At 40.3% G+C, this 21,848-nt stretch carries 21 protein-coding genes; 10 read left to right on the forward strand and 11 right to left on the reverse strand.

Translation table 11 applies throughout. From position 1 onward, the window contains the following. The first annotated feature begins 36 nt into the window (after nucleotides 1-36). The gene (locus QQJ93_RS02415; protein WP_089123915.1) at nucleotides 37-921 is read left to right on the forward strand and encodes a helix-turn-helix transcriptional regulator; all 885 of its coding nucleotides are present in this window, start codon (nucleotides 37-39) and stop codon (nucleotides 919-921) included. Nucleotides 922-1,112: 191 nt separating this feature from the next. Further along, on the forward strand, nucleotides 1,113-1,739 hold the full coding sequence (locus QQJ93_RS02420) for an HD domain-containing protein (RefSeq protein WP_179949231.1): 627 nt from the start codon (nucleotides 1,113-1,115) through the stop codon (nucleotides 1,737-1,739). A gap of 207 nt (nucleotides 1,740-1,946) precedes the next feature. Here QQJ93_RS02420 and QQJ93_RS02425 read toward each other — a convergent pair whose 3' ends face one another. From QQJ93_RS02425 to gltS, 3 genes are all read right to left on the reverse strand, one after another. After that, entirely contained in the window at nucleotides 1,947-2,849 is a 903-nt protein-coding gene (locus QQJ93_RS02425; RefSeq protein ID WP_284186023.1) for a 1,4-dihydroxy-2-naphthoyl-CoA synthase, read from the reverse strand. Nucleotides 2,850-2,908: 59 nt separating this feature from the next. Beyond that, nucleotides 2,909-4,267: an MDR family MFS transporter gene (locus tag QQJ93_RS02430; protein ID WP_089124528.1), complete on the reverse strand. Its 1,359-nt coding sequence runs from the start codon at nucleotides 4,265-4,267 to the stop codon at nucleotides 2,909-2,911. Nucleotides 4,268-4,448: 181 nt separating this feature from the next. Then, nucleotides 4,449-5,672 carry a sodium/glutamate symporter gene (gene gltS / locus QQJ93_RS02435; RefSeq protein ID WP_089123917.1) on the reverse strand — a complete coding sequence of 408 codons (1,224 nt, stop codon included), beginning with the start codon at nucleotides 5,670-5,672 and terminating at the stop codon, nucleotides 4,449-4,451. Between the two features lie 305 nt (nucleotides 5,673-5,977). On the opposite strand from gltS, the gene QQJ93_RS02440 reads away from it, so the two are divergent. The 4 genes from QQJ93_RS02440 to QQJ93_RS02455 all read left to right on the forward strand — a co-directional run bounded on the left by QQJ93_RS02440 (nucleotide 5,978) and on the right by QQJ93_RS02455 (nucleotide 9,051). Further along, complete coding sequence (locus QQJ93_RS02440; protein WP_089123918.1) at nucleotides 5,978-6,202, forward strand: hypothetical protein; 225 nt, start codon at nucleotides 5,978-5,980, stop codon at nucleotides 6,200-6,202. A 123-nt stretch (nucleotides 6,203-6,325) separates the two neighbouring features. After that, on the forward strand, nucleotides 6,326-6,967 hold the full coding sequence (locus QQJ93_RS02445; RefSeq protein WP_089123919.1) for a YdcF family protein: 642 nt from the start codon (nucleotides 6,326-6,328) through the stop codon (nucleotides 6,965-6,967). Between the two features lies 1 nt (nucleotide 6,968). Then, a complete protein-coding gene (gene dgcA / locus QQJ93_RS02450) occupies nucleotides 6,969-7,943 on the forward strand; it encodes an N-acetyl-D-Glu racemase DgcA (RefSeq protein ID WP_089123920.1) in 975 nt (324 codons plus the stop codon). A gap of 739 nt (nucleotides 7,944-8,682) precedes the next feature. Further along, nucleotides 8,683-9,051 carry an endonuclease domain-containing protein gene (locus QQJ93_RS02455; RefSeq protein WP_089123921.1) on the forward strand — a complete coding sequence of 123 codons (369 nt, stop codon included), beginning with the start codon at nucleotides 8,683-8,685 and terminating at the stop codon, nucleotides 9,049-9,051. On the opposite strand, the gene mpaA is transcribed toward QQJ93_RS02455, so the two are convergent. Continuing rightward, nucleotides 9,048-9,764 (reverse strand): murein tripeptide amidase MpaA, encoded by a 717-nt coding sequence (gene mpaA, locus QQJ93_RS02460; protein WP_089123922.1) that lies wholly within the window; start codon nucleotides 9,762-9,764, stop codon nucleotides 9,048-9,050. The genes QQJ93_RS02455 and mpaA overlap by 4 nt on opposite strands. A 234-nt stretch (nucleotides 9,765-9,998) precedes the next feature. Here mpaA and QQJ93_RS02465 point away from each other — a divergent pair, with 234 nt between their 5' ends. After that, complete coding sequence (locus QQJ93_RS02465) at nucleotides 9,999-11,618, forward strand: peptide ABC transporter substrate-binding protein (RefSeq protein ID WP_089123923.1); 1,620 nt, start codon at nucleotides 9,999-10,001, stop codon at nucleotides 11,616-11,618. Between the two features lie 117 nt (nucleotides 11,619-11,735). Here QQJ93_RS02465 and QQJ93_RS02470 read toward each other — a convergent pair whose 3' ends face one another. The 3 genes from QQJ93_RS02470 to QQJ93_RS02480 all read right to left on the reverse strand — a co-directional run bounded on the left by QQJ93_RS02470 (nucleotide 11,736) and on the right by QQJ93_RS02480 (nucleotide 16,345). Beyond that, nucleotides 11,736-13,943, reverse strand: coding sequence for a heparinase II/III domain-containing protein (locus tag QQJ93_RS02470; protein WP_089123924.1), 2,208 nt, complete (start codon nucleotides 13,941-13,943; stop codon nucleotides 11,736-11,738). A gap of 1 nt (nucleotide 13,944) precedes the next feature. Then, nucleotides 13,945-14,496: an acyltransferase gene (locus QQJ93_RS02475; protein ID WP_089123925.1), complete on the reverse strand. Its 552-nt coding sequence runs from the start codon at nucleotides 14,494-14,496 to the stop codon at nucleotides 13,945-13,947. 67 nt (nucleotides 14,497-14,563) lie between these two features. After that, entirely contained in the window at nucleotides 14,564-16,345 is a 1,782-nt protein-coding gene (locus QQJ93_RS02480; RefSeq protein WP_089123926.1) for a sodium:solute symporter family transporter, read from the reverse strand. Nucleotides 16,346-16,512: 167 nt separating this feature from the next. Between QQJ93_RS02480 and QQJ93_RS02485 the strand changes: the two genes are divergently transcribed. Then, nucleotides 16,513-17,424: a LysR family transcriptional regulator gene (locus tag QQJ93_RS02485; RefSeq protein WP_089124529.1), complete on the forward strand. Its 912-nt coding sequence runs from the start codon at nucleotides 16,513-16,515 to the stop codon at nucleotides 17,422-17,424. Nucleotides 17,425-17,449: 25 nt separating this feature from the next. Here QQJ93_RS02485 and QQJ93_RS02490 read toward each other — a convergent pair whose 3' ends face one another. After that, nucleotides 17,450-17,860, reverse strand: a complete 411-nt coding sequence (locus tag QQJ93_RS02490; protein ID WP_089123927.1) for a VOC family protein — start codon at nucleotides 17,858-17,860, stop codon at nucleotides 17,450-17,452. 74 nt (nucleotides 17,861-17,934) lie between these two features. Here QQJ93_RS02490 and QQJ93_RS02495 point away from each other — a divergent pair, with 74 nt between their 5' ends. After that, nucleotides 17,935-18,234: a putative quinol monooxygenase gene (locus tag QQJ93_RS02495; RefSeq protein ID WP_089123928.1), complete on the forward strand. Its 300-nt coding sequence runs from the start codon at nucleotides 17,935-17,937 to the stop codon at nucleotides 18,232-18,234. 15 nt (nucleotides 18,235-18,249) lie between these two features. Then, complete coding sequence (locus QQJ93_RS02500) at nucleotides 18,250-18,693, forward strand: YtoQ family protein (RefSeq protein WP_089123929.1); 444 nt, start codon at nucleotides 18,250-18,252, stop codon at nucleotides 18,691-18,693. Between the two features lie 68 nt (nucleotides 18,694-18,761). Here the strand turns inward: QQJ93_RS02500 and choV are convergent, their stop codons facing one another. The 3 genes from choV to QQJ93_RS02515 all read right to left on the reverse strand — a co-directional run bounded on the left by choV (nucleotide 18,762) and on the right by QQJ93_RS02515 (nucleotide 21,839). Further along, a complete protein-coding gene (gene choV, locus QQJ93_RS02505) occupies nucleotides 18,762-19,973 on the reverse strand; it encodes a choline ABC transporter ATP-binding protein (protein WP_089123930.1) in 1,212 nt (403 codons plus the stop codon). A 2-nt stretch (nucleotides 19,974-19,975) separates the two neighbouring features. Then, the gene (gene choW / locus QQJ93_RS02510) at nucleotides 19,976-20,821 is read right to left on the reverse strand and encodes a choline ABC transporter permease subunit (protein ID WP_089123931.1); all 846 of its coding nucleotides are present in this window, start codon (nucleotides 20,819-20,821) and stop codon (nucleotides 19,976-19,978) included. 73 nt (nucleotides 20,822-20,894) lie between these two features. Then, nucleotides 20,895-21,839 carry a choline ABC transporter substrate-binding protein gene (locus QQJ93_RS02515; RefSeq protein ID WP_089123932.1) on the reverse strand — a complete coding sequence of 315 codons (945 nt, stop codon included), beginning with the start codon at nucleotides 21,837-21,839 and terminating at the stop codon, nucleotides 20,895-20,897. Nucleotides 21,840-21,848 lie beyond the last annotated feature (9 nt).

The following is a 21,848-nucleotide window of genomic DNA, read 5'->3' on the forward strand; positions in this document are numbered from 1 at the left end:
AAGTCGCAAATATAAAAGAGCCTTGGGTGAACCAACATGTTTGAAATCTCGAAAAACCTGTGCAAATCCGTCATTGTTCAAGAGTTGCCCAATCGTCAGTGGCAGGATGATGTGTACTTGGCTGAAGCTTGTAAAGAACGCTTTATTGTTTCCTCAGAGATCCCTGAGTTAATGAGTGAAGAAATTTCGATGGCAGGTTTAGGAGAGTTTTCACAAGGTTATTCGGTAGAGCGCCGAGAGCCAGAGATCCATACCATTTTATTTACCTTAGAAGGGGGCGGTTGCTTATCGACGGTTGATGGCGTTTACCACATTCAACCAAATACTGTGACCGTTTTGCCTCAAGGTTTGCCATTTCGCTTTGAGTTAGCTGATAACCCTTATTGGAAAATGGCGTGGATCTTATTACCCCCCACCGAAAAGTGGCAGCAAGTTCAACACAGTAAACAGAGGGTTGAACCCACCCAGCTTTGCGAATCGGTATGGTCACTACTTAATTTAACTCATCAAGAAATTCATGGAAGGGCAACGTTTCGACAATTGTTACTCAGTGAATTATCTCGGGTTATGATGGGTTCAACCGATCGCCAACCATCTAATGCAGCAATGCGAGTGCAAAGTGTATTTAATCAAGTAGAGTCGCAATTACATTTACCTTGGACGGTCAAAGAGATTGCTCAGAAAAGCTTTTTGAGTGAGGAGCAACTTAATCGAATTTCAAAACAGCTGTATCAGTGCTCTCCCAGTCAAAAATTGATCCAATTAAGAATGGAGAAAGCCGTCGATCTTCTTCATCATCGAGATTGGAGTATTACCATGATCGCCCATCGTTTAGGTTATCCCGATCCTTATAATTTCACTCATCGCTTTCGGAAAATATATGGCATGTCGCCAAGAGATTATCGTAAAAATAAGCTATGAATATGTGTAGAGTAGGGGATTTACTTCATCTACTTACATAAAGTAATCAAATAAATACTCATTATCATACATAGGGTTAGAATCTATTTGATGTATAGTGGGAAGACTCAACAGGCAAATTCTGGTCATTAAATATGGCAGTTTTTCATCTAATAAGCGTTAACTGTAGTCACCTATGCAAGGAATAACAGGTGTTAGAAAAATACGAATCTGAGTTTGAACGTTTTATCAGCGTAGAGATGATTCAAGATCCAGCACACGATCTAAATCATGTGCTTAGGGTCGTGCAAACAGCGAGGAAACTCTGCCAAAAAGAACAAGCTGATCTGCTAATCGTTTTGCCTGCCGCTTATTTACATGATTGCTTCACCTTTCCCAAAAATCACCCAGAGCGAGCATCAAGCTCTGCGGTTGCGGCAGAAAAAGCAGATCAGTTCCTGCGTTCTATCAATTATCCCGTTGAGAAGTTAAAAGCAATCAAACACGCGATAATAGCGCATAGCTTCAGCGCAGGAATCAAGCCTACAACAATTGAAGCGCAAATTGTACAAGATGCAGATAGATTAGATGCACTTGGAGCCATAGGTGTTTCACGATGCTTGCAGGTAAGTTCTAGCTTTGGTGCTAGCTTATATCACAGTGAAGATCCATATGCTAAACATCGTGGACTTGATGACAAGTCATTTACATTAGATCACTTTCAAGTGAAGCTATTTAAATTGGCAGAGCAAATGCACACATCTTCTGCTAAGCAAGAAGCAGCAAGACGAGTTCAGTTTATGAAACTCTATATTCAACAGCTCGGTTCTGAGATGTAAATTCAGCTAACATTTAAGGCTTCAAGATATTTTTCCTAATCTGACAGAAACGCTATAGAGCACCAGTTCTAACGCGTTTTTGTCCAAAAATCAGTTAAAAGCATTGCGTGCACCTATGCGTCTACCAGCATCAACAGATATAAAAACGCCCTGAACTTTGGTTAAGCTCAGGGCGTTGTTTTATCTAGGGCCTATTCACTAAAAGAATTAATAGTGATATGGGAATTTAGAGAAGTCTTTTGGACGTTTCTCCAAGAATGAATCACGGCCTTCGCGCGCTTCATCAGTGCCGTAAGCAAGGCGAGTGGCTTCTCCTGCAAACAATTGCTGTCCCACCATGCCATCGTCTGTCATGTTTAAACCAAATTTCATCATGCGCAATGCGGTTGGTGATTTTTGGCAAATGATCTTACCCCACTCAAGTGCTTCTTTTTCAAGATCTGCATGCGGAACTACTTTGTTGACCATCCCCATGTCAAAGGCATCTTGTGCGCTGTAGTCTAAACCTAGGAAGAAGATTTCACGGGCTTTTTTCTGGCCAACCATTTTTGCTAAGTACGCAGAACCGTAGCCAGAGTCAAAGCTCGCCACATCTAGGTCAGTTTGTTTAAATACCGCGTGTTCTTCTGATGCGATAGTCATATCACACACTACGTGTAAAGAATGTCCGCCACCTGCTGCCCAGCCAGGTACAACGGCGATTACCGCTTTTGGCATAAAGCGGATCAGACGTTGTACTTCTAATATGTGTAAACGGCCAAGCTTGGCAGGATCGATTTGATCTTGAGGCATGCCTTCATATTTGTAGCCATCTTTACCACGAATACGTTGATCGCCACCTGAACAGAATGCCCAACCGCCATCGCGAGCACTAGGGCCATTGCCGGTTAGCAATACACAACCTACATCGCTCCACATGCGAGCATGCTCCAGCGCACAAAAAAGCTCATCGACGGTTTTAGGGCGAAATGCGTTGCGACATTCTGGGCGGTTAAAGGCGATACGGACTACTCCTGCATCAACTGCACGATGGTAAGTAATATCTTCAAATGAAAAACCTTCAACTTCTTGCCAATCTTCAGGATTAAAAATATCTGAAACTTTATTCATGATTACAGACCTTTGTTTTATTTTATCTAGTTTGGGAGTGAGGTTATTTTCTCATTCCATTAATCTCGGGTAATTTCTGTCGCTAATGTTTGTTTCTTTAATGCGACTAGTGTGATCAGCATAGAAATCACCGCCATGATCGCCATTAATAAATAAATTGCAGTAAAACCTGAGGCTAAGGCTTGAGGGCTATATTCCGCAAGGCTATTTTGTTGGGCGACACCATCATGATGTAAGCTGAGTTGAAACACGGTAGAACACGCTGCTACCCCGATAGCCCCGCCTAATTCACGACCAAAGTTAAACAATGACATACCAATACCACGATCTTTGGCTGGCAATACATTTTGCACGACCACACCAATTGCAGGCAGAGTAAATCCGATGCCGATTCCTGCTAAACCGAGCGCCACAGCTGGATAAAAATGTTGTTGGATCATTGCAAAACTAATTGCTGCTAGCAAAAAGCCAAACACTGCGTAGCGTTTAGTTTCACCTGACTTATTGACTAGCTTGCCTCCGCAGTATGCGCCTGCAGTGATACTGAACATAAATATCACCATGATTTCGCCACTGGCTGAAGCCGATAAACCACGTTGCCACTGCATTTGCATTGGTAGGTACACCAAAATTGCAAACATTAGTAACTGTGAGCATAAAATCAATAAGATGCAAACCAAATAGTTGGGTAATTTGGCTAAACGTGCAGGAAGCATTGGGTCAGAAACGCGACGTTCGACCAAAATTAATATTAGTATTGCAGCTAAAAATGCACCACCAGTCCAGCTAATAGGAAGCTCGGCTTCGGGAGAAAGTAAAAGCAATAAGCTGGTGGAGCAAACCATCAACATCATCGCGCCTAGCCAATCAAATTTGGAATCACGCTTTTTATTTAGGTGCGACAGGTTACGGCGAATTAAAAATACGGCTATTAATCCAAGTGGAATATTAATCCAAAATACCCAGCGCCAAGAAAGGTGTTCGGCAAAATAGCCACCTAGCAATGGCCCAGCGATACTTGAAACCGCGTAGACCATTGAAATGAAGCCTTGGTATTTACCTACTTCACGTGCTGGAATACAGTCGGCTATTACGGTAAAGGCAAGGGCAATTAAACCACCCCCTCCGATCCCTTGAATGATGCGAGCAATGATTAAGGTTGGTAAATCTTGAGCAAAACCACATGCTGCCGAACCGAGGACAAATAAAGTGATGCCGATATACAGCATTTTCACTCGGCCTAAGATATCACTGAGTTTGCCGTAAACTGGTAATACTGCGGTTGCCGCTAACAAATAAGCAGTGACTACCCAAGTTAATGCATTGCCGGCATTTAATTGTTCACCGATGATCGGCAGTGGTGTTGTGACAATACTTTTTTCTAATGAGCCTAGCGCAATGACAAGGGCGACACTCATAAATATTTTTTGTGGTGAAACCGTTTTTTGTTCAGTCACTATTTTTCCTCAACACAACTTTTATCAAAACTATGCTTGTTCACAATCGAGATCAGTACGGAGACTGAATTAACCTGAACTGCGGCACAGAGTATTTAGTCTGATATTCGCAGTTCAGGATGTTTCATTAAACCTTTAGCCACTAACCAATAAATGACAAGTAACCTTGAATAATAATTAAATTCACAATATCGATGAAAAATGCACCGACAATTGGTACTACCATAAAAGCTTGTGGTGAAGGTCCGTAGTGCGTCACGATTGAGCCCATGTTCATAACCGCAGTTGGTGTGGCACCAAGACCAAAGCCGCAATGCCCACCAGTGATCACCGCGGCATCATAGTTTGAGCCCATAACACGGAAAGTTATGTTGTAAGCAAAGACAGCTAAAATAACGGTTTGCACACATAAAATAACCAGCAGTGGGATGGCGAGTGAAAAGATTTCCCACAATTGTAAACTCATTAATGCCATGGCTAAGAATAGAGATAAAGATACGGTTCCGAGAATATCAACGGTATCTGTATTGAGTTTGTACTTACCTGATACTTCAAAAATATTGGTGATAATGACACCTAAGAATAGGGCATATACAAAATCTGGTATTTTTAACCAACTGATTTCAAAAGTGCTTACCCATTGCTCAACATAAACCGCTCCAACCACACAAACCAGCATAGTAAATAAGGTTTCAATCACACGGTAAGCGGAAACTTTATCTTCTTCACGATCGTTATAAGTTACGACATCAGGGAAGTTATCATGGTGCGTATCACCAGCACCGTATTCCGATACTAGGTTGTGTTTCTGGATACGTCGTTGTGCGACTGGCCCACCAATGATGCCGCCGACAATTAAGCCAAAGGTCGCAGCAGCCATTGCAAATTCAAGCGTGTTAATGCCATAGGTATTTTGGAAAGTGCTTGCCCATGCTGCGCCAGTACCATGTCCACCAGATAACGTAATAGAACCGGCAACTAAACCAAGTAGTGGGTTGATCCCCAAGGCTTCTGCCAAGCCAACGCCTACTGCATTTTGAATAATGATATAGACTGATGCAAGAGCAAGGAAAATAAAGACTTTTTTACCACCTTTTAGCAATTGAGTGTAGCTTGCTGATAAGCCAACTGTAGTAAAGAATAGCAACATTAAGGTGTGTTCTAGTGGTAGATCAAATTCTAGTGTGATGTTTTGGAAATGTAGAATTGTACTAATAATTGCCACGACCAAGCCACCGACAATCGGCTCAGGGACTTTATATTTAGATAAAAATGGCACCTTGGAATTAATAAAATGACCGAGTAGCAACACGAAGATCGCGAGCAAAAAAGACTCGATAGAATTCACAGGATAAACTGTATTCATATACTGCCTCTAAAAAAATAAAACTTAAGAAGTGAAATGTACACTGCGTTATTGAGCATAGACAATAAATGACGCTGATAGACATCATTTAGAGCAATTAAGACAAATGATCACATAGCATGTTACTTGTGTTTTGAAGTAACAAAAGTTGTGTCATGAGTAGCTCTAGTCGTTAGTAAAGTTTGATCTTGATTGAATTATTGACATGGAGTTTTCAATTTTATGACGTCTGAACAAAAGTAGGATTTAGTATGTTAAATAATGGTTTTGTTTTTTTGTTCTAGAGTCCGATTATTGGAGATTTTATGCCTGTTTTATTTTGTCAATCATGCTGCCGCGATACTCAACACAAAGCCGTATTACGTAAGCGAACGGAAGATGATATGTCATTAAAAAACAAATTCCAAAAATTCAATGAGTTGATCAATCAGCTTTTCAGCGGCGTACCTTACCATAAAATGGACCGTGTGTGTTTATGCCGTTATTGTAATCATCAAAATGCCGTGTATTCGTTAGATTCAACCCATTGAGAATTTTACTCGTTCAGTCGACTTTTTATACCCGAATACTTTTCTTTCACTAGCCCTTACTCGCAGACAAAAACTCAAGTACAGTAAGTCATTATCACTCTATATCTAAAATGGAAGTGCACAATGACGCGTTATTACGATCATGCTTTATCGGTTTGGCAGTACTTAAAACTCGATCAATCTCTTCAAAAAACGGATGCTTTATTACTTCTAGGCAGTTCTGATTTACGTGTTGGTGAGCGAGCCGCTGAGCTTTATCATCAAGGTATCGCACCGTTATTGATTATTTCAGGTGGCAAAGGTCGTATGACCGATGGATTGTTTGAGCATTCTGAAGCGGAAACTTTTGCTAAAATTGCCATGGATTGTGGTGTTCCTCGTCATGCTGTTTTACTTGAAGACCAATCGACCAACACTGGTGAGAACTTTCGTTTCACACAACAATTATTACAATCTAAAGGGATTAGCCTCAACAGTGTGACTTTAGTGCAAAAGCCTTATATGGAACGACGTGCTTTGGCGACTTGTCTGCAACTTTGGCCACACGTTCAATCACAAGTAAGTTCTCCTCAACTTGAATTTCTCGATTATTGCAGCGATCTGCATCCTTCTTCTGAAGTGATAAACCTTATGGTCGGTGAAATTCAGCGTCTTAAAACGTATCCCAAACAAGGCTTTTTTGCCGCTCAAGAAATTCCTGAATCAGTTGAACAAGCATTTTCAGCCTTGTGCAATATTGGTTATGACGAGCATGTGGATGTGTAATATGAAAATGACGATTTCTACTCAATCATGGCCAATCAATGGCGCATTTACTATTTCTCGCGGTTCGAAAACTCATGCTGATGTGGTGGTGGTGACCTTAGAGCAACAAGGGCATGTTGGCCGAGGTGAGTGTGTACCTTATGCGCGCTATGGCGAGTCGATTGAGCAAGTCATGGCCGATCTAGAAAGTATTGCTAACCAGTTATCACAAGTTGATTCAGCACAAGATATTCAACAATTATTGCCTGCTGGCGCAGCACGTAATGCCCTAGATTGCGCTTGGTGGGATTTACACTGTAAACAGCAACAGAAAACCATATGGCAGTTGCTTGAGATAGAGCCTTATGAGTTAACCACAGCGTTTACTTTATCTTTGGCTAGTCCTGAAAAAATGGGCGCAGATGCGAAAGTAAATCAAGCTCGTCCTGTGCTGAAATTAAAATTAGCAGGAGAAGGCGACATTGAGCGCGTGTCGGCAGTAAGGCGTTACGCCCCGAATGCGATGATCATTGTCGATGCTAATGAAGGTTGGGATGTTGAATTGTATAACGCCATGATCCCACAGCTTAAAGCATTGAATGTAGCGATGATTGAGCAACCATTTCCTGCCGATAAAGATCACTGGCTTGATGGGTTAGCGCGCCCAATTACCTTATGTGCTGATGAATCATGTCACGGGGTTTCAAGCTTAGCTAAGCTGGTGGGGCGCTATGATATGGTTAACATTAAGCTTGATAAAACTGGTGGATTAACCGAAGCACTTAAGTTGAAACAGTCCGCCATCGAGCACGGTATCAAAGTTATGGTAGGTTGCATGGTTGGCTCATCATTGGGTATGGCACCGGCTTATGTAGTGGCTCAAGGTGCACAAATCGTTGATCTTGATGGCCCATTATTATTAGCTCAAGATCATCCGCAAGGCTTTGAATTTGATGTTTCTACAATGAAGGTGATGAGTCCTGAACTGTGGGGGTAAGAATGGTTCATTGTTAGCAACCCCCTCTAACTCCCCCTTATGTTGGCATTTTCTCTTACATGGATTCAGTGAAAAAGGGGGAGAACTTTCTTTGGCGTAATAAATCACACTAAATTAAACCTTCCCTTTGTGTGGATTTTATAGAATTTATCACCAGTGATGCGGACTAGCGTTGGCCCAAGATTATCTTCAAGGCTTTGAATTTGATGTTTCTACAATGAAGGTGATGAGTCCTGAATTGTGGGGGTAAGAGTGGTTCATTGTTAGCAACCCCCTCTAACTCCCCCTTATGTTGGCATTTTCTCTTACATGGATTCAGTGAAAAAGGGGGAGAACTTTCTTTGGCGTAATAAATCACACTAAATTAAACCTTCCCTTTGTGTGGATTTTATAGAATTTATCACCAGTGATGCGGACTAGCGTTGGCCCAAGATCATCTTCAAGGCTTTGAATTTGATGTTTCTACAATGAAGGTGATGAGTCCTGAATTGTGGGGGTAAGAATGGTTCATTGTTAGCAACCCTCTCTAACTCCCCCTTATGTTGGCATTTTCTCTTACATGGATTCAGTGAAAAAGGGGGAGAACTTTCTTTGGCGTAATAAATCACACTAAATTAAACCTTCCCTGTGTGTGGATTTTATAGACTTTATTACCAGTGATACGGACTATCTCTCCCCCTTGAGCGATGAGGTGACTTGGCATATTGAGTCAATATAAGGGGGAGTTGGAGGGGGTTGCATGGGAAAGATTTATAACTTACAAAGAACGAAAGCATACCGTACAAAACTTAGAAACAACTTAACCCCAGCAGAAAAAATGCTGTGGTTTTATATTAGAAGTAATCAACTAGGAGTGAAATTTAGACGGCAACATGGAATAGGGCCTTATATCGCAGATTTCTACTGCCCTGTACTTAATCTCGTTATTGAAATTGATGGCGACAGTCACTATGACGAAAACGGCACTCAGCACGATAAAGCAAGAACTCAGTATTTTAGTAATAACCGAATAGAGGTTATTCGATTTACAAACCATCAAGTTAGAGAGAACCTGATAGCTGTCCTTGACCGAATTGATTTTTATATAAAAAGTAAGCTCGACCATTAGCTAGAAAGTGGTTTCATCAACAATTCTATAATTACATCCAAATAGTGCTCACAGGCATAGTCTGCAGAAACGGGTGGCAACTCTACCGTCACGCACAATAAATCTTTCTCAGCACACCAAGAACCAAAAGATCCTGGTGTGTCGTAGCCAACATCTTTGACCATAGGTAAATTCATTTTTTGAGATAACCAATGCGCTAAAGGTGAAAAGCTTGGATCGTCAATGCAAGCTAATGGCTCATGGAATGAGGTTACCCATGCAGGATTTAGCTCTTCAATTAATTGACATAAAGCCGCGGTCTCGGGCTCTGAATTTCCTTTATCTCCTGTTTCAACTGCAACATCTCGCTCCGGCTCTTGGGTGCTCCAACGATATACCGTGCCACCAGCTTGCCAATTTTTGCTGGCAAAGTTGCGATTCAAATCCACCCCATTAGCATTAGCGCGAGTACCCAATTGATTACCGTCAGGGTTCATACTGAGCACAACATGATGACGAAGCTGACCAGATTCTATTGAACGAAGCGCACATGAAAGGCTAACAATGGATGCTGTTTCATCTCCATGAGTTCCCGCAATAATGAGCCCGGTTTCTTTATTTTGGATTTGGGCAGGAAAATATACCAGTGGTGACCCTAGTACAGAATGGCCATAGATAGTGGGTTTTAATTGAAATTGAGCTCGTAGTTCACGAGGTCGAAGAGAGACTGCCATACGATCTTCCTAATCTAGATTAGTTTATACCCGTCTTACTTGAAGTTGCAGCTTTGTTGGCCGCGTTCACTCACCCCAATCACTTTGGGTATATTCATTATTAAGCAGTATTACCGAATTAGGTTCACATAGAAAGTATAAAATCGTAATAAAAATATGGGTTAAAACGATAGTTAACGTTATAGTTATTAGTATCTTTTTTTATCATTACTTCTTCATTTACAAGGAAGTCTCATGCTCTCTTTTAAACCTTCAGTTTTAGCATTAACCCTTTCAGCCGTACTTTTACCTACCTACAGCCTTGCAGCTCAAGTGCCGGATGATGTGACGTTGGCTAAAAAACAAGAATTGGTGCGTGGTAACGATGCAGAAGCGGCAACGTTAAATCCATTAAAAGCAGAAGGCATACCTGAGATGCATATTCTGCGTGATTTGTTTGAAGGATTAGTGATTCAAAATCAAGATGGTAGTGTGGTTCCTGGTGTGGCAGAAAGCTGGGAAACCAAAGATAACCAAACTTACACTTTTCATTTACGCCAAGATGCCAAATGGTCGAATGGCGAGCCTGTTACTGCGCAAGACTTTGTGTATAGCTTGCACACCGCGGTCGATCCGAAATTTGCCTCACCAAATGCTTGGTATTTAAAACTGACAGGTATTAACAATGCAGAAGCGATCATTGATGGTAAGCAACCTGTTGAAAAATTAGGTGTTAAAGCGTTAGATGAACATACCTTACAATTTCAATTAGATAAGCCTGTACCGTATTTTGTGGCCATGACTGCGCATACTGTGATGATGCCGATTAATCAAAAAGCGGTTGAAAAATATGGTGAGAATTGGACTAAGCCTGAAAATATGGTTTCCAATGGTGCTTATCAATTAACTAATTGGGTGATCAATGAGCGTTTGGAAATGGATAGAAACCCTAATTACTGGGATAACAAAGATACTGTCATTAACAAAGTGACGTATATTCCATTTGAAAGCCAAACCGCGGCAATGAACCGTTATATGACTGGAGAGGTTGATATTACTTCTGATGTACCGGTTGCGATGGTAGACAAGTTAAAACAGGAACATCCAGATGCATATAAAATTACACCGCTGTTGTGTACTTACTACTACGCTCTAAACACCAAGCGTAAGCCATTTGACGATCCTAGAGTACGTAAAGCGATTTCCTATACCATTATGCGTGATGTAATTGCTAATGGCGTCACCAAAGGTAATGTACCCGCTTATACTTTTGCCCATCAAGATGTTGCTAACTTTAAAGCGACGCAACCTGAATATAGTCAGTGGACTCAGCAACAACGTGATCAAGAAGCGGCTAAGTTATTAAAAGAGGCTGGCTATGACCACAATAATCCACTAAAAGCCGATTTACTTTACAACACCAGTGAAAACCATAAAGCGATTGCAGTGGCGATTGCCTCTATGTTGAAAAAGAATTTAGGCATGGAAGTGACGCTCGATAACCAAGAATGGAAATCTTACCTAGCAGCGCGTCAAGAACGTAACTTCGATATCATGCGTGCTTCTTGGTGTGGAGATTACAATGAAGCCTCGACGTTCTTAACCTTATTAGGCTCTGATAACGATAAAAACTTCCCATCTTATGTAAACCCTAAATATGATGAAGCGTTGGCTAAGGCTCAATCAGCCGTTGATTTGAAAGAGCGTAACCAATACTACGATCAAGCGGAACAAATGTTGGCGCAAGATATGCCGATTGCACCGATTTACTACTTTATGCAATCACGCTTAGTCGATCCAAAGCTAGGCGGCTATCCAATGCACAATGCGGAAGGGCGTATTTACTCGAAAGATTTGTATTTCATCGATAAGTAATACACTCCAGTACCTTGTGGTTACTTGAGTGTAAGAACGTATCCTTGAAATATAATTGAAAAAAATAATAAGGTTGGCGAGGATTGCCAACCTTATTTAATACCTTAATAGAAATGATTAAGCATTCTCTAAAGCATCGTTCTTGACTGATAACATCAAACTGTTGGTGTCAAATAAGAACGTATTATCTAGAGTAGAGATTGTGAGCTGCTCTTTCTCTTGCTGCAAAGACAGAGGGCGGAGTAAACAGCTTGCTGCAATAAAGTGCTTTTCCTTGCGCTCTAATTTCCACTCTAGATGATAAACATCTTGTGTGGCATCAGATATAACAACGTTTTGGCTCGCTTCCTGTTGATAGCCATGTGTGATATTTGGAATAACATGAGCTTGATTATGCAGCGTTAATTGATAATCCTTATGTTTTCCTCGTAAAACCGTATGGCTTTCATTTTGTGTTGGTTGGCACTCTGTGTGTAATCGCCATTGTAGAGATTGCTCTTGCTCACAATGAATATTATCCAAAGTGATAACACCATAGCCATCTATAACGATTAAGGTTCGAATAAACTGCTTTAACGAAGAGTATGCTTTCGTTAAATCGATTTGAACGCTATACCAATTCTTTCCTGCTTCTTGTTTTATGACACGAGCGATAGCATCTTCAGTATCAAGTTTTTGTCCTTGATGTTCAATTAACGGTAAGTTGTGAGCTTTGGTTGTTCTTGTCCATTTAGCGTGATGTTGACTACCAAAACGGTATCCATAACTACCACTTGGTATCAAAACATTATCTTCTTTATATATTAAAGCAATATTGCCCTGATCAGCGTGACGGTGGGAACTATTACCAAATTGGCTTGCTCTGAAATATAGACTTAAATTATTTTGTGCCGCTTTTCCTAAACCAGCAAATTCATAATAATGATGATAAAAATTCTTTTGTTTAGCAGGGGCTTTAACACCTGTTTTAGTTAAAAATTGATATTGTTTAATGGTTGGAATGATATCTAATAAGTGTAAGAAATACGTTTCAATATTGTTTTCAAGCTTATTAGCTTGTTCTCTAGATCCTTGATCACCAAAACGTTCCGCATAAATACGTAATGGATTTTGTGCAAAGAATCCCGGCCATTCTTGCCCTGTTCTTTGGCACCAAAATCCATCACCAAATGGGTGGATTGTATGATTAGGAACGACAAAATCTTGTGCGAACTGGTGGTAGTTTTTATAAAAAGGATGCTCATAAAATGAGAAATCACTAATTCGTTCTACTGATAAGAAAAATGGATGCTGCCATTTGGTATATGATGATGAATAAAAAGGTCCTTCAGCCCAGCTACCATCTTCACCACCGTAAAAAGGCAAGACACATTGATAGATCATCAATGAGTAGTCTAACCAACGTTCACAAGTACTTTCATCGTATTCTTTGAATAATGCCAATGCTGCGATACCAAGGTAACCCGGTAGCCTTGAAGTATGTGAATGACCAGGAAATTGCTTGAATTTATCTTGCTCTAAACGTATTTCCATTTGATGTGCAATACGAATTAGCATTGGTCTGATGAAATCTTTTTCATCTGCAGTTAGTAACGGTGATAGCCAATGATAAGCAAGGTATAAGTTGCGAGATAAAGATAAACCGACTTCATCACCCCAAGGGCATGGACGTAATAATGATGCTGGCCCTTCAGGGCTCCACTCCGCAATACGACATAAAATTTCAGCCGCTTTTTTGCCTGAATCTTGGTCATTCCAAATTTTATACAGTAGAGCGAGCGAAATAAGATCTCTATCTATCCACTTCCTAACATTGGTTATCGCAGTACGTTTACCTTCTTCTTCACCCCGACGGTAATGAGTTGGGTAAGTAATAGCATCAACATCGGCTTGTTCAGCAGTCTTTTTTAATTTGTCATGAGCAGACCAAGATGAAATACGTAAAGTTTCAATGTCTTCATCAAAGTACATTAACCATTGTTGTTTATCTTGGCATAGATTAAACAGTTGCTTTGCACTAGGAGGAAGATAACTAGTTGATTGCTCGGTGATATCAAATGTCATCCACTCTGTAGGATTATCATGCTTATCAATTAATCGCCATTGATACTCACCATTTAATAAAATTAAAGGTAACTGAAATGGTGATTGAATCTCTTTCCATCGCCATGTTTGATCTTGATGTATTGAGTATAATTCAACAGTAAAAACATCTTCAAAATGAGTTTGTGGCCAGTTAAATCGAGGAGGGTTTGTTGGGCTCACAGATTGATTTTTCGGAGTAGTAAAGACTTGAAAGTCATGAGTGCGATTTAACGTTAACATCTTAATTCTCCTTATTAAACCAATTGTATTTGCCGGTTTCTTTACAAATCTCACCAATTTGTTTGGCTGGAGAGCCAGCCATGATGGCATAGGGAGGTACGTTATTTGTAACCACTGAATTTGCACATATTAAAGAACAGCGCCCAACTGTTACCCCTGGAGTAATAACAACCCCTGTCGTAAGCCACACGCCATCTTCAATCGTGACTTTACCTTTCACTTCATCAGAGCGAGCGCTGAAATAATCGGTGGTTGGATCATATAAGTGATTAGATGCCACAATAGATACATGAGGCCCAACTAAGACATGCTGACCAATAGTCACATCGCCATTGATATAGCTGTAAAGTCCTACATATGAATGAGAACCGATTTGGTTTTCACCAATACGCACAATAGCACCAGGCGCTAAACGAACATTTTCATTGGTAAATCCTAAAATTTGCGCTCGAGTATTATCGTCTTTTTGATTATTGCTTTGAGTGGTATACAACGTGAACTTTCTAAATTCGTCGCTTGTAAGTTCACCACCATACTTTTTTTGAACCGACATAGTTTCTCCACGGAAGGTAGGAATGTTATTCCTACCTTTTTAGTTGCTGTATTCGATTGACAGTCATTTATGCTGTTTGAGGCTTTTTCAGCTCAGAGCTAGATTCATTTCTTCGTGTTTTTAGCAGTAACACGCCTATACCACCAATCACGATAGCGAGTAATACAAAGAGCGCTCTTCCCCATAGTGGGTTTGGAATAAACATCAGAAGAGCTAAGAATATGCCTGCATAAATCAACATTTTCCCAAGAATTTCATGTTGTTTGTTATCCGCTTTGATGCTTTCAAGCGTATCTTCTACAACAACTTCTGTATCGATATTGGTAAAGAATTGCTCGATCTCTTTGGCGCGTTCTGGTGATGGTTCTTTGTAGAAGAATTGAGACAGTACAAAGAAAGGTAGAGTGATAGACATGTGTCCAATTACCCCTAATGTGACCGATTTCATTTCAGCAAATTCACGAGCACTCAATGGGTCATTTAAGCCTAATAAGTGTTGCATCATTTCTGGTGTCACCCCAAAAGCAATGAAAGCTGATACACACATACCGACTACAATCGTTCCCCATCCAGCCCAATCAGGTGTTTTTCTAACAAAGAAACACATAATTGATGGGATAAGTAGCGGAAAGCCAACTAGAGTGCCAACTAACATCATTAAATCGAATAGACCAAACTCTTTTAGTGATGATAGGAATAATGCTGAAATAATAATGACAATGCCAAAAACAGCGGTGAGTAATTTGCTCACTCTCATCAAGTTCTGTTCACTAGAATCTTTACAGAAGTACGGTTCATAAACGCTTTTTAAGATAATACCTGCGTTACGGTTTAGAGCCGAATCCATTGACGACATGGTGGCAGCAAACATGGCCGCTAGCATTAAACCAACCATACCTAGAGGCATTTCTTTGTGTACAAACATATAGTAGGTTGCATCAGCAGTGTTTTTACCAAGGCCTTCTAATCCCCAAGTGCTTGTATCTGGATAATGTCCAGCAACAAACCATGCAGGGAGGAACCACATTAAAGGACCAATGATCATAAGTGAACAAGCTAATAAAGCCGCTTTACGAGCATTTTTGGTATCTTTTGAAGCAATGAAACGATATGAATCAACCATATTGTTGGTACTAAAGAACTGTTTCACAAAAATACAAATGAACCAGCCAACGAATAAATAAGCATGGCTATAGCCTTCACCAACGAGTTGCTGTGTTGGTAGCCCCACTTCTAAAAGGTTAGTAACACCACCAGATTTCCACACGGCTACAAGAGCTGCGATAAACGTCATGACAGTAATGATGAGCATTTGCATAAAGTCAGAGGCAATAACCGCCCAACTTCCGCCAACAAGTGACATGAATAGTACTACCAAGCCGGCACCAATAATGGTTTCTTCTAGAGGGACACCGATTACCGCACTGGTGAAAACGGCTAAGCCATTTAACCAAATAGCCGCCTGTAGAACACTTAAAGGAACATTTGCCCAGGTGAATACTTGTTCATTGGTTTTCCCCAGCCGCATTCTTGCTCCTTGAAGAGGGCTGATAACACGCATTTGGCGAGCTTTAGCTGCAAAGAATAAGTAGTTGACGAAATAGCCTAAGGCATTGGCAAAAAAGACGATAGCAACAGACATACCACTGGTTAGAGCTTTACCCATCAAGCCTGTAAATGTCATAGCACTTAAAGCCATCATGAATGCGCTTGAACCAACCATCCACCACAAAACATGACCACCTCCGCGGAAGTAATCACTAGTATTACTCGTTGCGCTTCTAAAAACCCAACCTAAGCCTATGAGGAAAGCGAAGTACACAAGTACTATTAAGATATTGATATCCATTGTTTTTATCCCTGTTGATGTAAGGTAAGCGATAACTTGTTTGTTATTTATTTATATCACTAGCAACAAGTATGGGACTTGAAGCTCATTCCACTATAAGAGGGCTTATCAATTCATGGAAATGATATTATTGTATAACAATAATGCATTTATCGAATGAGCAAGAAATGGACATCAAGACATTAAGAACCTTCTTAACGGTTGCCAGAATTAAAAACTTTTCATTAGCGGCGAAAGAGTTGAATAGTGTTCAACCAACGGTTTCTAGGCATATATCAGATTTAGAAGGCGAGATAGGTGTTAAACTATTTAATAGAACAACCCATCTTGTTGAGTTGACCGCCGCAGGAAAAGTTCTATTACCGGAAGCGATAAAAATTATTGAAAATGATAAAAAGGTAAAGCAACTAGTTATTGAAGCCGATAGGCCTGCAGAGCAATCGATTCGTATTGGTTATCTGGCAACTGCGTGTTCATTTTTTCTACCAAATTTGATTGGGGAATATTTGGCTGATCATGAAAATATAAATACTCAACTGTATGAGATGTCAGTTGAAGAGCAACGAATAGCATTAATTGAAAACAACATTGATATTGGTTTTACACGTCGTTTATCTGATATTGATGGTCATGAATTTGTTGTGAAAGAGTTATATCAAGATGAACCAGTCGTCATTTTGCCACTTAACCATCCTCTGTCAAAATGCTCTGAAATTTCTATTTCGCAATTGAAACATGAGAAGTTTATTTTATTTAAGAAAGCGAGTTGGCTTGAAATGTACAACCATATCCAAGTGTTGTGTCAAGGTTATGAGTTTTCACCAAATGTAGCTTTTCATCCAGAAAATATGAGGCATTTAGTGACATCTGTTTCTTCTGGCTTAGGGATATCTATTGTACCTAGATGTATCAAGTTTATTTCAGAGTCAAACTGTGCGTGTATCCCAATAAAAGAGTCACAACTTTCATGGCCAATTTATATGTATTATCGAAGGAAGCAAATTAATAATAATATTGAAAGTTTAGTGGATTGTTGTTTAAAACAGTCGAATACCATTCAACAAATGATATTCGATTAAATCATTAAAATTTATCCCTTTAATTTTAAGCACACTTGAAAACTTGTCCTGAAATTGCAGGGTGATAAATCGGTTGGACTACGTTACCAGCAGGATCAGTACAGTGAAAACTACGAGCACCATCAGAGTGATCGTGAGGAGTATCGAGCAGCGGAACGCCTTGAGATTGTAAAAACTCATACCACTGTTGTAGTTCTTGTTTGCTATCCACTACAAAGCCAAAATGATCAAGATTATGATGACCAGCCTCTTGTGGTGATTGGGCCCGTGACAACGATAAATTGTCATTTCCACAGCTTAAGTAAATTAAGTTGTCATTGGCTTGTCGCAGAATATCCATTCCCATTATTCGATGGTAAAAATCAACACATTCTTCAAAGTTTTTCACCTTTAATGCTAGATGTCTTAATCCATTAAATTTTTTTGGTCTTTGCATATATCCTCCTTGAAATGACTTTGTATAATTTATTGTATACAATAAAGTGGATTTTGCGAATCAAGGAGGAAGTTATGTTCTGTATTTTTGTAAAAAATGAAGTAAAAGCTGGATATCGGGAACAATATTTATCAGCAATGAAAGAGAATGCTAAGGCCTCAGTTTTAAATGAGGAAGGTTGTTATGTGTTTGATGTGTTGGAAGACCAAACAAATGATCACCATTTTTATATTTATGAAGTGTACCGTGATGAACAAGCCTTAAATGAGCATAAAGAAACGGCGCATTATGCTCATAGCCGCAAGTATGTTGCTGATATTGTCGAGCATGTATCTGTTATACGTTGTGACGTTATTGAGAGAAATAGTAAATAAAAGTAGAGAGTAATTATGACTTGGAATGTTTATTTATCTGGTGAAATACATACAGATTGGCGAGATCAAATTATTAAAGGCTGTGAAAATAAAGGATTGGATATCACATTTAGCTCTGCAGTGACTGATCATGAAAGTAGTGATGCCGCGGGTGATGGACTAGGGGAGGAATCGAACGCATTTTGGCGAGATCATAAGTCAGCCAAAGTGAACGCCATTCGAATTCAAAACCAAATTAAGCAATGTGATTTAGCTATTATTCGTTTTGGTGATAAGTACAAACAGTGGAATGCGGCCTTCGATGCGGGTTATTGCGCAGCGTTGGATAAGCCTTATATTACCTTACACAGTGAAGATATCATTCACCCATTAAAAGAGGTGGATGCTAGTGCACAAGCATGGGCGACAACACCACAACAGGTGGTAGATATTTTGACGTATTTGCTATTGCAGAAGTAAGCTGTTGTTCAGATAAAAACTCTCGCTGATACGAGAGTTTTATCTAGTAGGTTGGTTTTATCAGCGGTTTAAGCGGCATTTGAGCCTTGTTCGAAGCTTTGATAATTACCTAATAAAGCATTATAAAATTCGCTGTCGTTCAATACTCCAACTAGTTTGCCATGTTCAACCATTAAAACGGGATGAGAGGTGCGATTTTTGAGTTCAATTGCATCTCGCATACTAATTTCCGGGCTTGCCATTATTAGCATATTAGATTCAATCGCTGATAAATCTTGAATTTTTTCCCATTCTACTAGCGTTAATGACTCAGTACTGTTGATGGTTAGGCTCTCTAAACTCGATCCTGAGGTCAGTTTTTCTATCCAGATACCGGTATTAGCACATAGCTGAATACGGTTATCATCTGATTTAAGATCGTGGGTCGGCTGCATTAAAGATCGACCTTTTAGTACGTTAAGTGGGTTCGTGTGCGCCACAAAATCTTTAACGTATTGAGTTTTAGGTGCTAAGACGATTTCTTCTGGCGTACCGTGTTGAATCAAACGACCTGATTCCATAATCGCAATGTTATTGCCAATCTTGAGGGCTTCATCTAAATCATGGCTGACAAATAAGATGGTTTTATTCAATTTTTTCTGTAGTTCGAGTAACTCATCTTGTAATTGAGCACGGATTAATGGATCTAATGCTGAAAAGGGTTCATCCATTAATAGGATATCGGTATCCATAGCGAAAGCGCGCGCGAGGCCGACACGTTGCTGCATACCACCAGATAGCTCGTGTGGATGTTTATCTGCCCATTCCGCTAGGCTCACCATTTCCAATTGTTCTAGTGCTTTTTTACGGCGATCGGATTTGCTCATTCCTTTCATTTCTAAACCAAAAGCAACGTTATCAAGTACCGTTAACCAAGGCATTAGGGCAAACTTTTGGAATACCATTGAGACTCGATGAGTTCGCAAATGGCGTAGAGTTGAGTTATCGCAATTGGCGAGATCAACGAGAGTGTCACCATCTTTGATTTCTAATGAACCACGCGAAATAGTATTAAGACCATTCACTGCGCGTAGTAAGCTAGATTTACCTGATCCTGATAGCCCCATCAGAACACAAATTTCACCTTCTTTAATACTGATATTGACGCCATCGACCCCGACGACTTGGCCGGTTTGGTCAATAATATTTTGGCGAGATTCACCTTTGTCGAGCAATTCGATCGCTTTGTTTGGGTTGTCACCAAATATCACATCAAGGTTGTTAATTGTAATGGCATCCATGATTATCCCTCTTTAGCTTGGTTTGGTGTTTTACATAAACGATCAAGAATGATGGCGACCAGAACAATTGCTAATCCAGCTTCAAATCCTTGAGAAATATTAACGGTATTTAACGCTCGAATTACCGGTTTACCTAAGCCATCGGCACCAACGAGTGCCGCAACCACGACCATAGAAAGTGATAACATAATGCATTGAGTGACGCCGGCCATAATGCTTGGTAGCGCAGCAGGTAACTCGACTTTAAACAAGAGCTTCATTCGGCTGGCACCAAATGCTTTACCGGCTTCAACTAGTTCTTCTGGTACTTTAATAATACCTAGATAGGTCAAGCGGATAGGCGCTGCGATAGCAAATATAATGGTCGAAATCAGCCCCGGCACGATACCCAACCCAAATAATACTAAGGTTGGGATTAAGTAAACAAAGGTTGGTACAGTTTGCATTAAATCTAAAATAGGTCGCATTAAGGTATATAACCAAGGGCGATGCGCAGCCATTATGCCTAGTGGGACGCCAATTAATACGGAAATCGTTGTCGCCGCAAAGACGAGGACAAAGGTTTCCAGCATTTCTTGCCAATAGCCCATATTTAAAATCAGCAATAGTGAAGCAATGATGAATACCACTAAAGATAATTTACGGTGTAGATACCAAGCCAGTGCAGCGGTTACCACAATAGGAACCGCTGGTGGTAGCCATTGAAAAACACTGACTAGGCTCATTATGATGGTTTCAAGAAAGATAGAAATTGCATCGAAAAGTGTTGCAGCGTTGATCGTTAGCCAATCGACAACAATTTCCATCCAATGTCCGAGTGGGATTTTATGATCGGTAATAAAATTCACAGTATTGCCTTATCTGGCGAGCCTACACCCGCCAGTCCAATTGAAAATATAAAAAGAGTGTTGCGTTTACTAATTACTTAACTGGTTGTTTGAGATAAGCGATCACTGCTGGTGCTGCAGGTTGGCCATCAAGGGTTTTGACATTTTTAAGCCAAGTTTGGATTTGTTCAGGGTGTTGGTTTAACCATTCACGAGCCGCAATAGCCGGCTTTTTGTTTTGGTTTAGGATCGAATTCATGATCTGGTTTTCCATTTCTAGACTGAATTTAAGATCGGTTAATAGGTTGCCGACATTTGGACACTGGGTTAAGTAATCTTGGCGTACGTTAGTGTGTACGCTAGCCCCACCATAGTTAGGGCCAAAGAAGTCATCGCCACCGGCAAGGTACTTCATCTCAACTTTACTGTTCATCGGGTGTGGAGCCCAACCTAGGTAAACAATCCATTGGTTACGACGTACCGCACGGGTGACCTGAGAAACCATACCCGCTTCACTAGATTCGACTAAGCGGAAGTCTTTTAGCCCAAATGCATCTTGGTCAATCATGCTTTGCAGTAGGCGGTTGCCATCATTACCAGGTTCGATACCGTAAATTCGATCATTAAACTTGTCGGCATTTTTAGCGATATCAGCAAAGGTTTTCACTCCGGCATCGTACACATACTTAGGTACTGCCAATGTGTATTTTGCGCCTTCTAGATTGGCACGAACGGTTTCCACTTTTCCTGATTCTCGATATTTCTTGATGTCATTTTCCATCGTTGGCATCCAGTTACCGAGAAAAACATCGATATCGCCATTTGCCATTGAAGAGTAAGTGACAGGAACCGAAAGTAATTCTGTTTCGGTTTGGTAGCCCATGCCTTGTAATAATTGACTGGTAACGGCTGTGGTTGCTGTGATATCGGTCCAACCAACATCTGAGAAACGTACGGTTTCACATTGATTTGCGTAGGCGTTAAAAGTGGCTAGGCTGGTAAGTCCTAACGTAAATAGTGCTGTTTTTTTAAGTGACATAATCATTCC

Source organism: Vibrio algivorus (genome assembly GCF_030161215.1).
GTDB lineage: Bacteria > Pseudomonadota > Gammaproteobacteria > Enterobacterales > Vibrionaceae > Vibrio > Vibrio algivorus.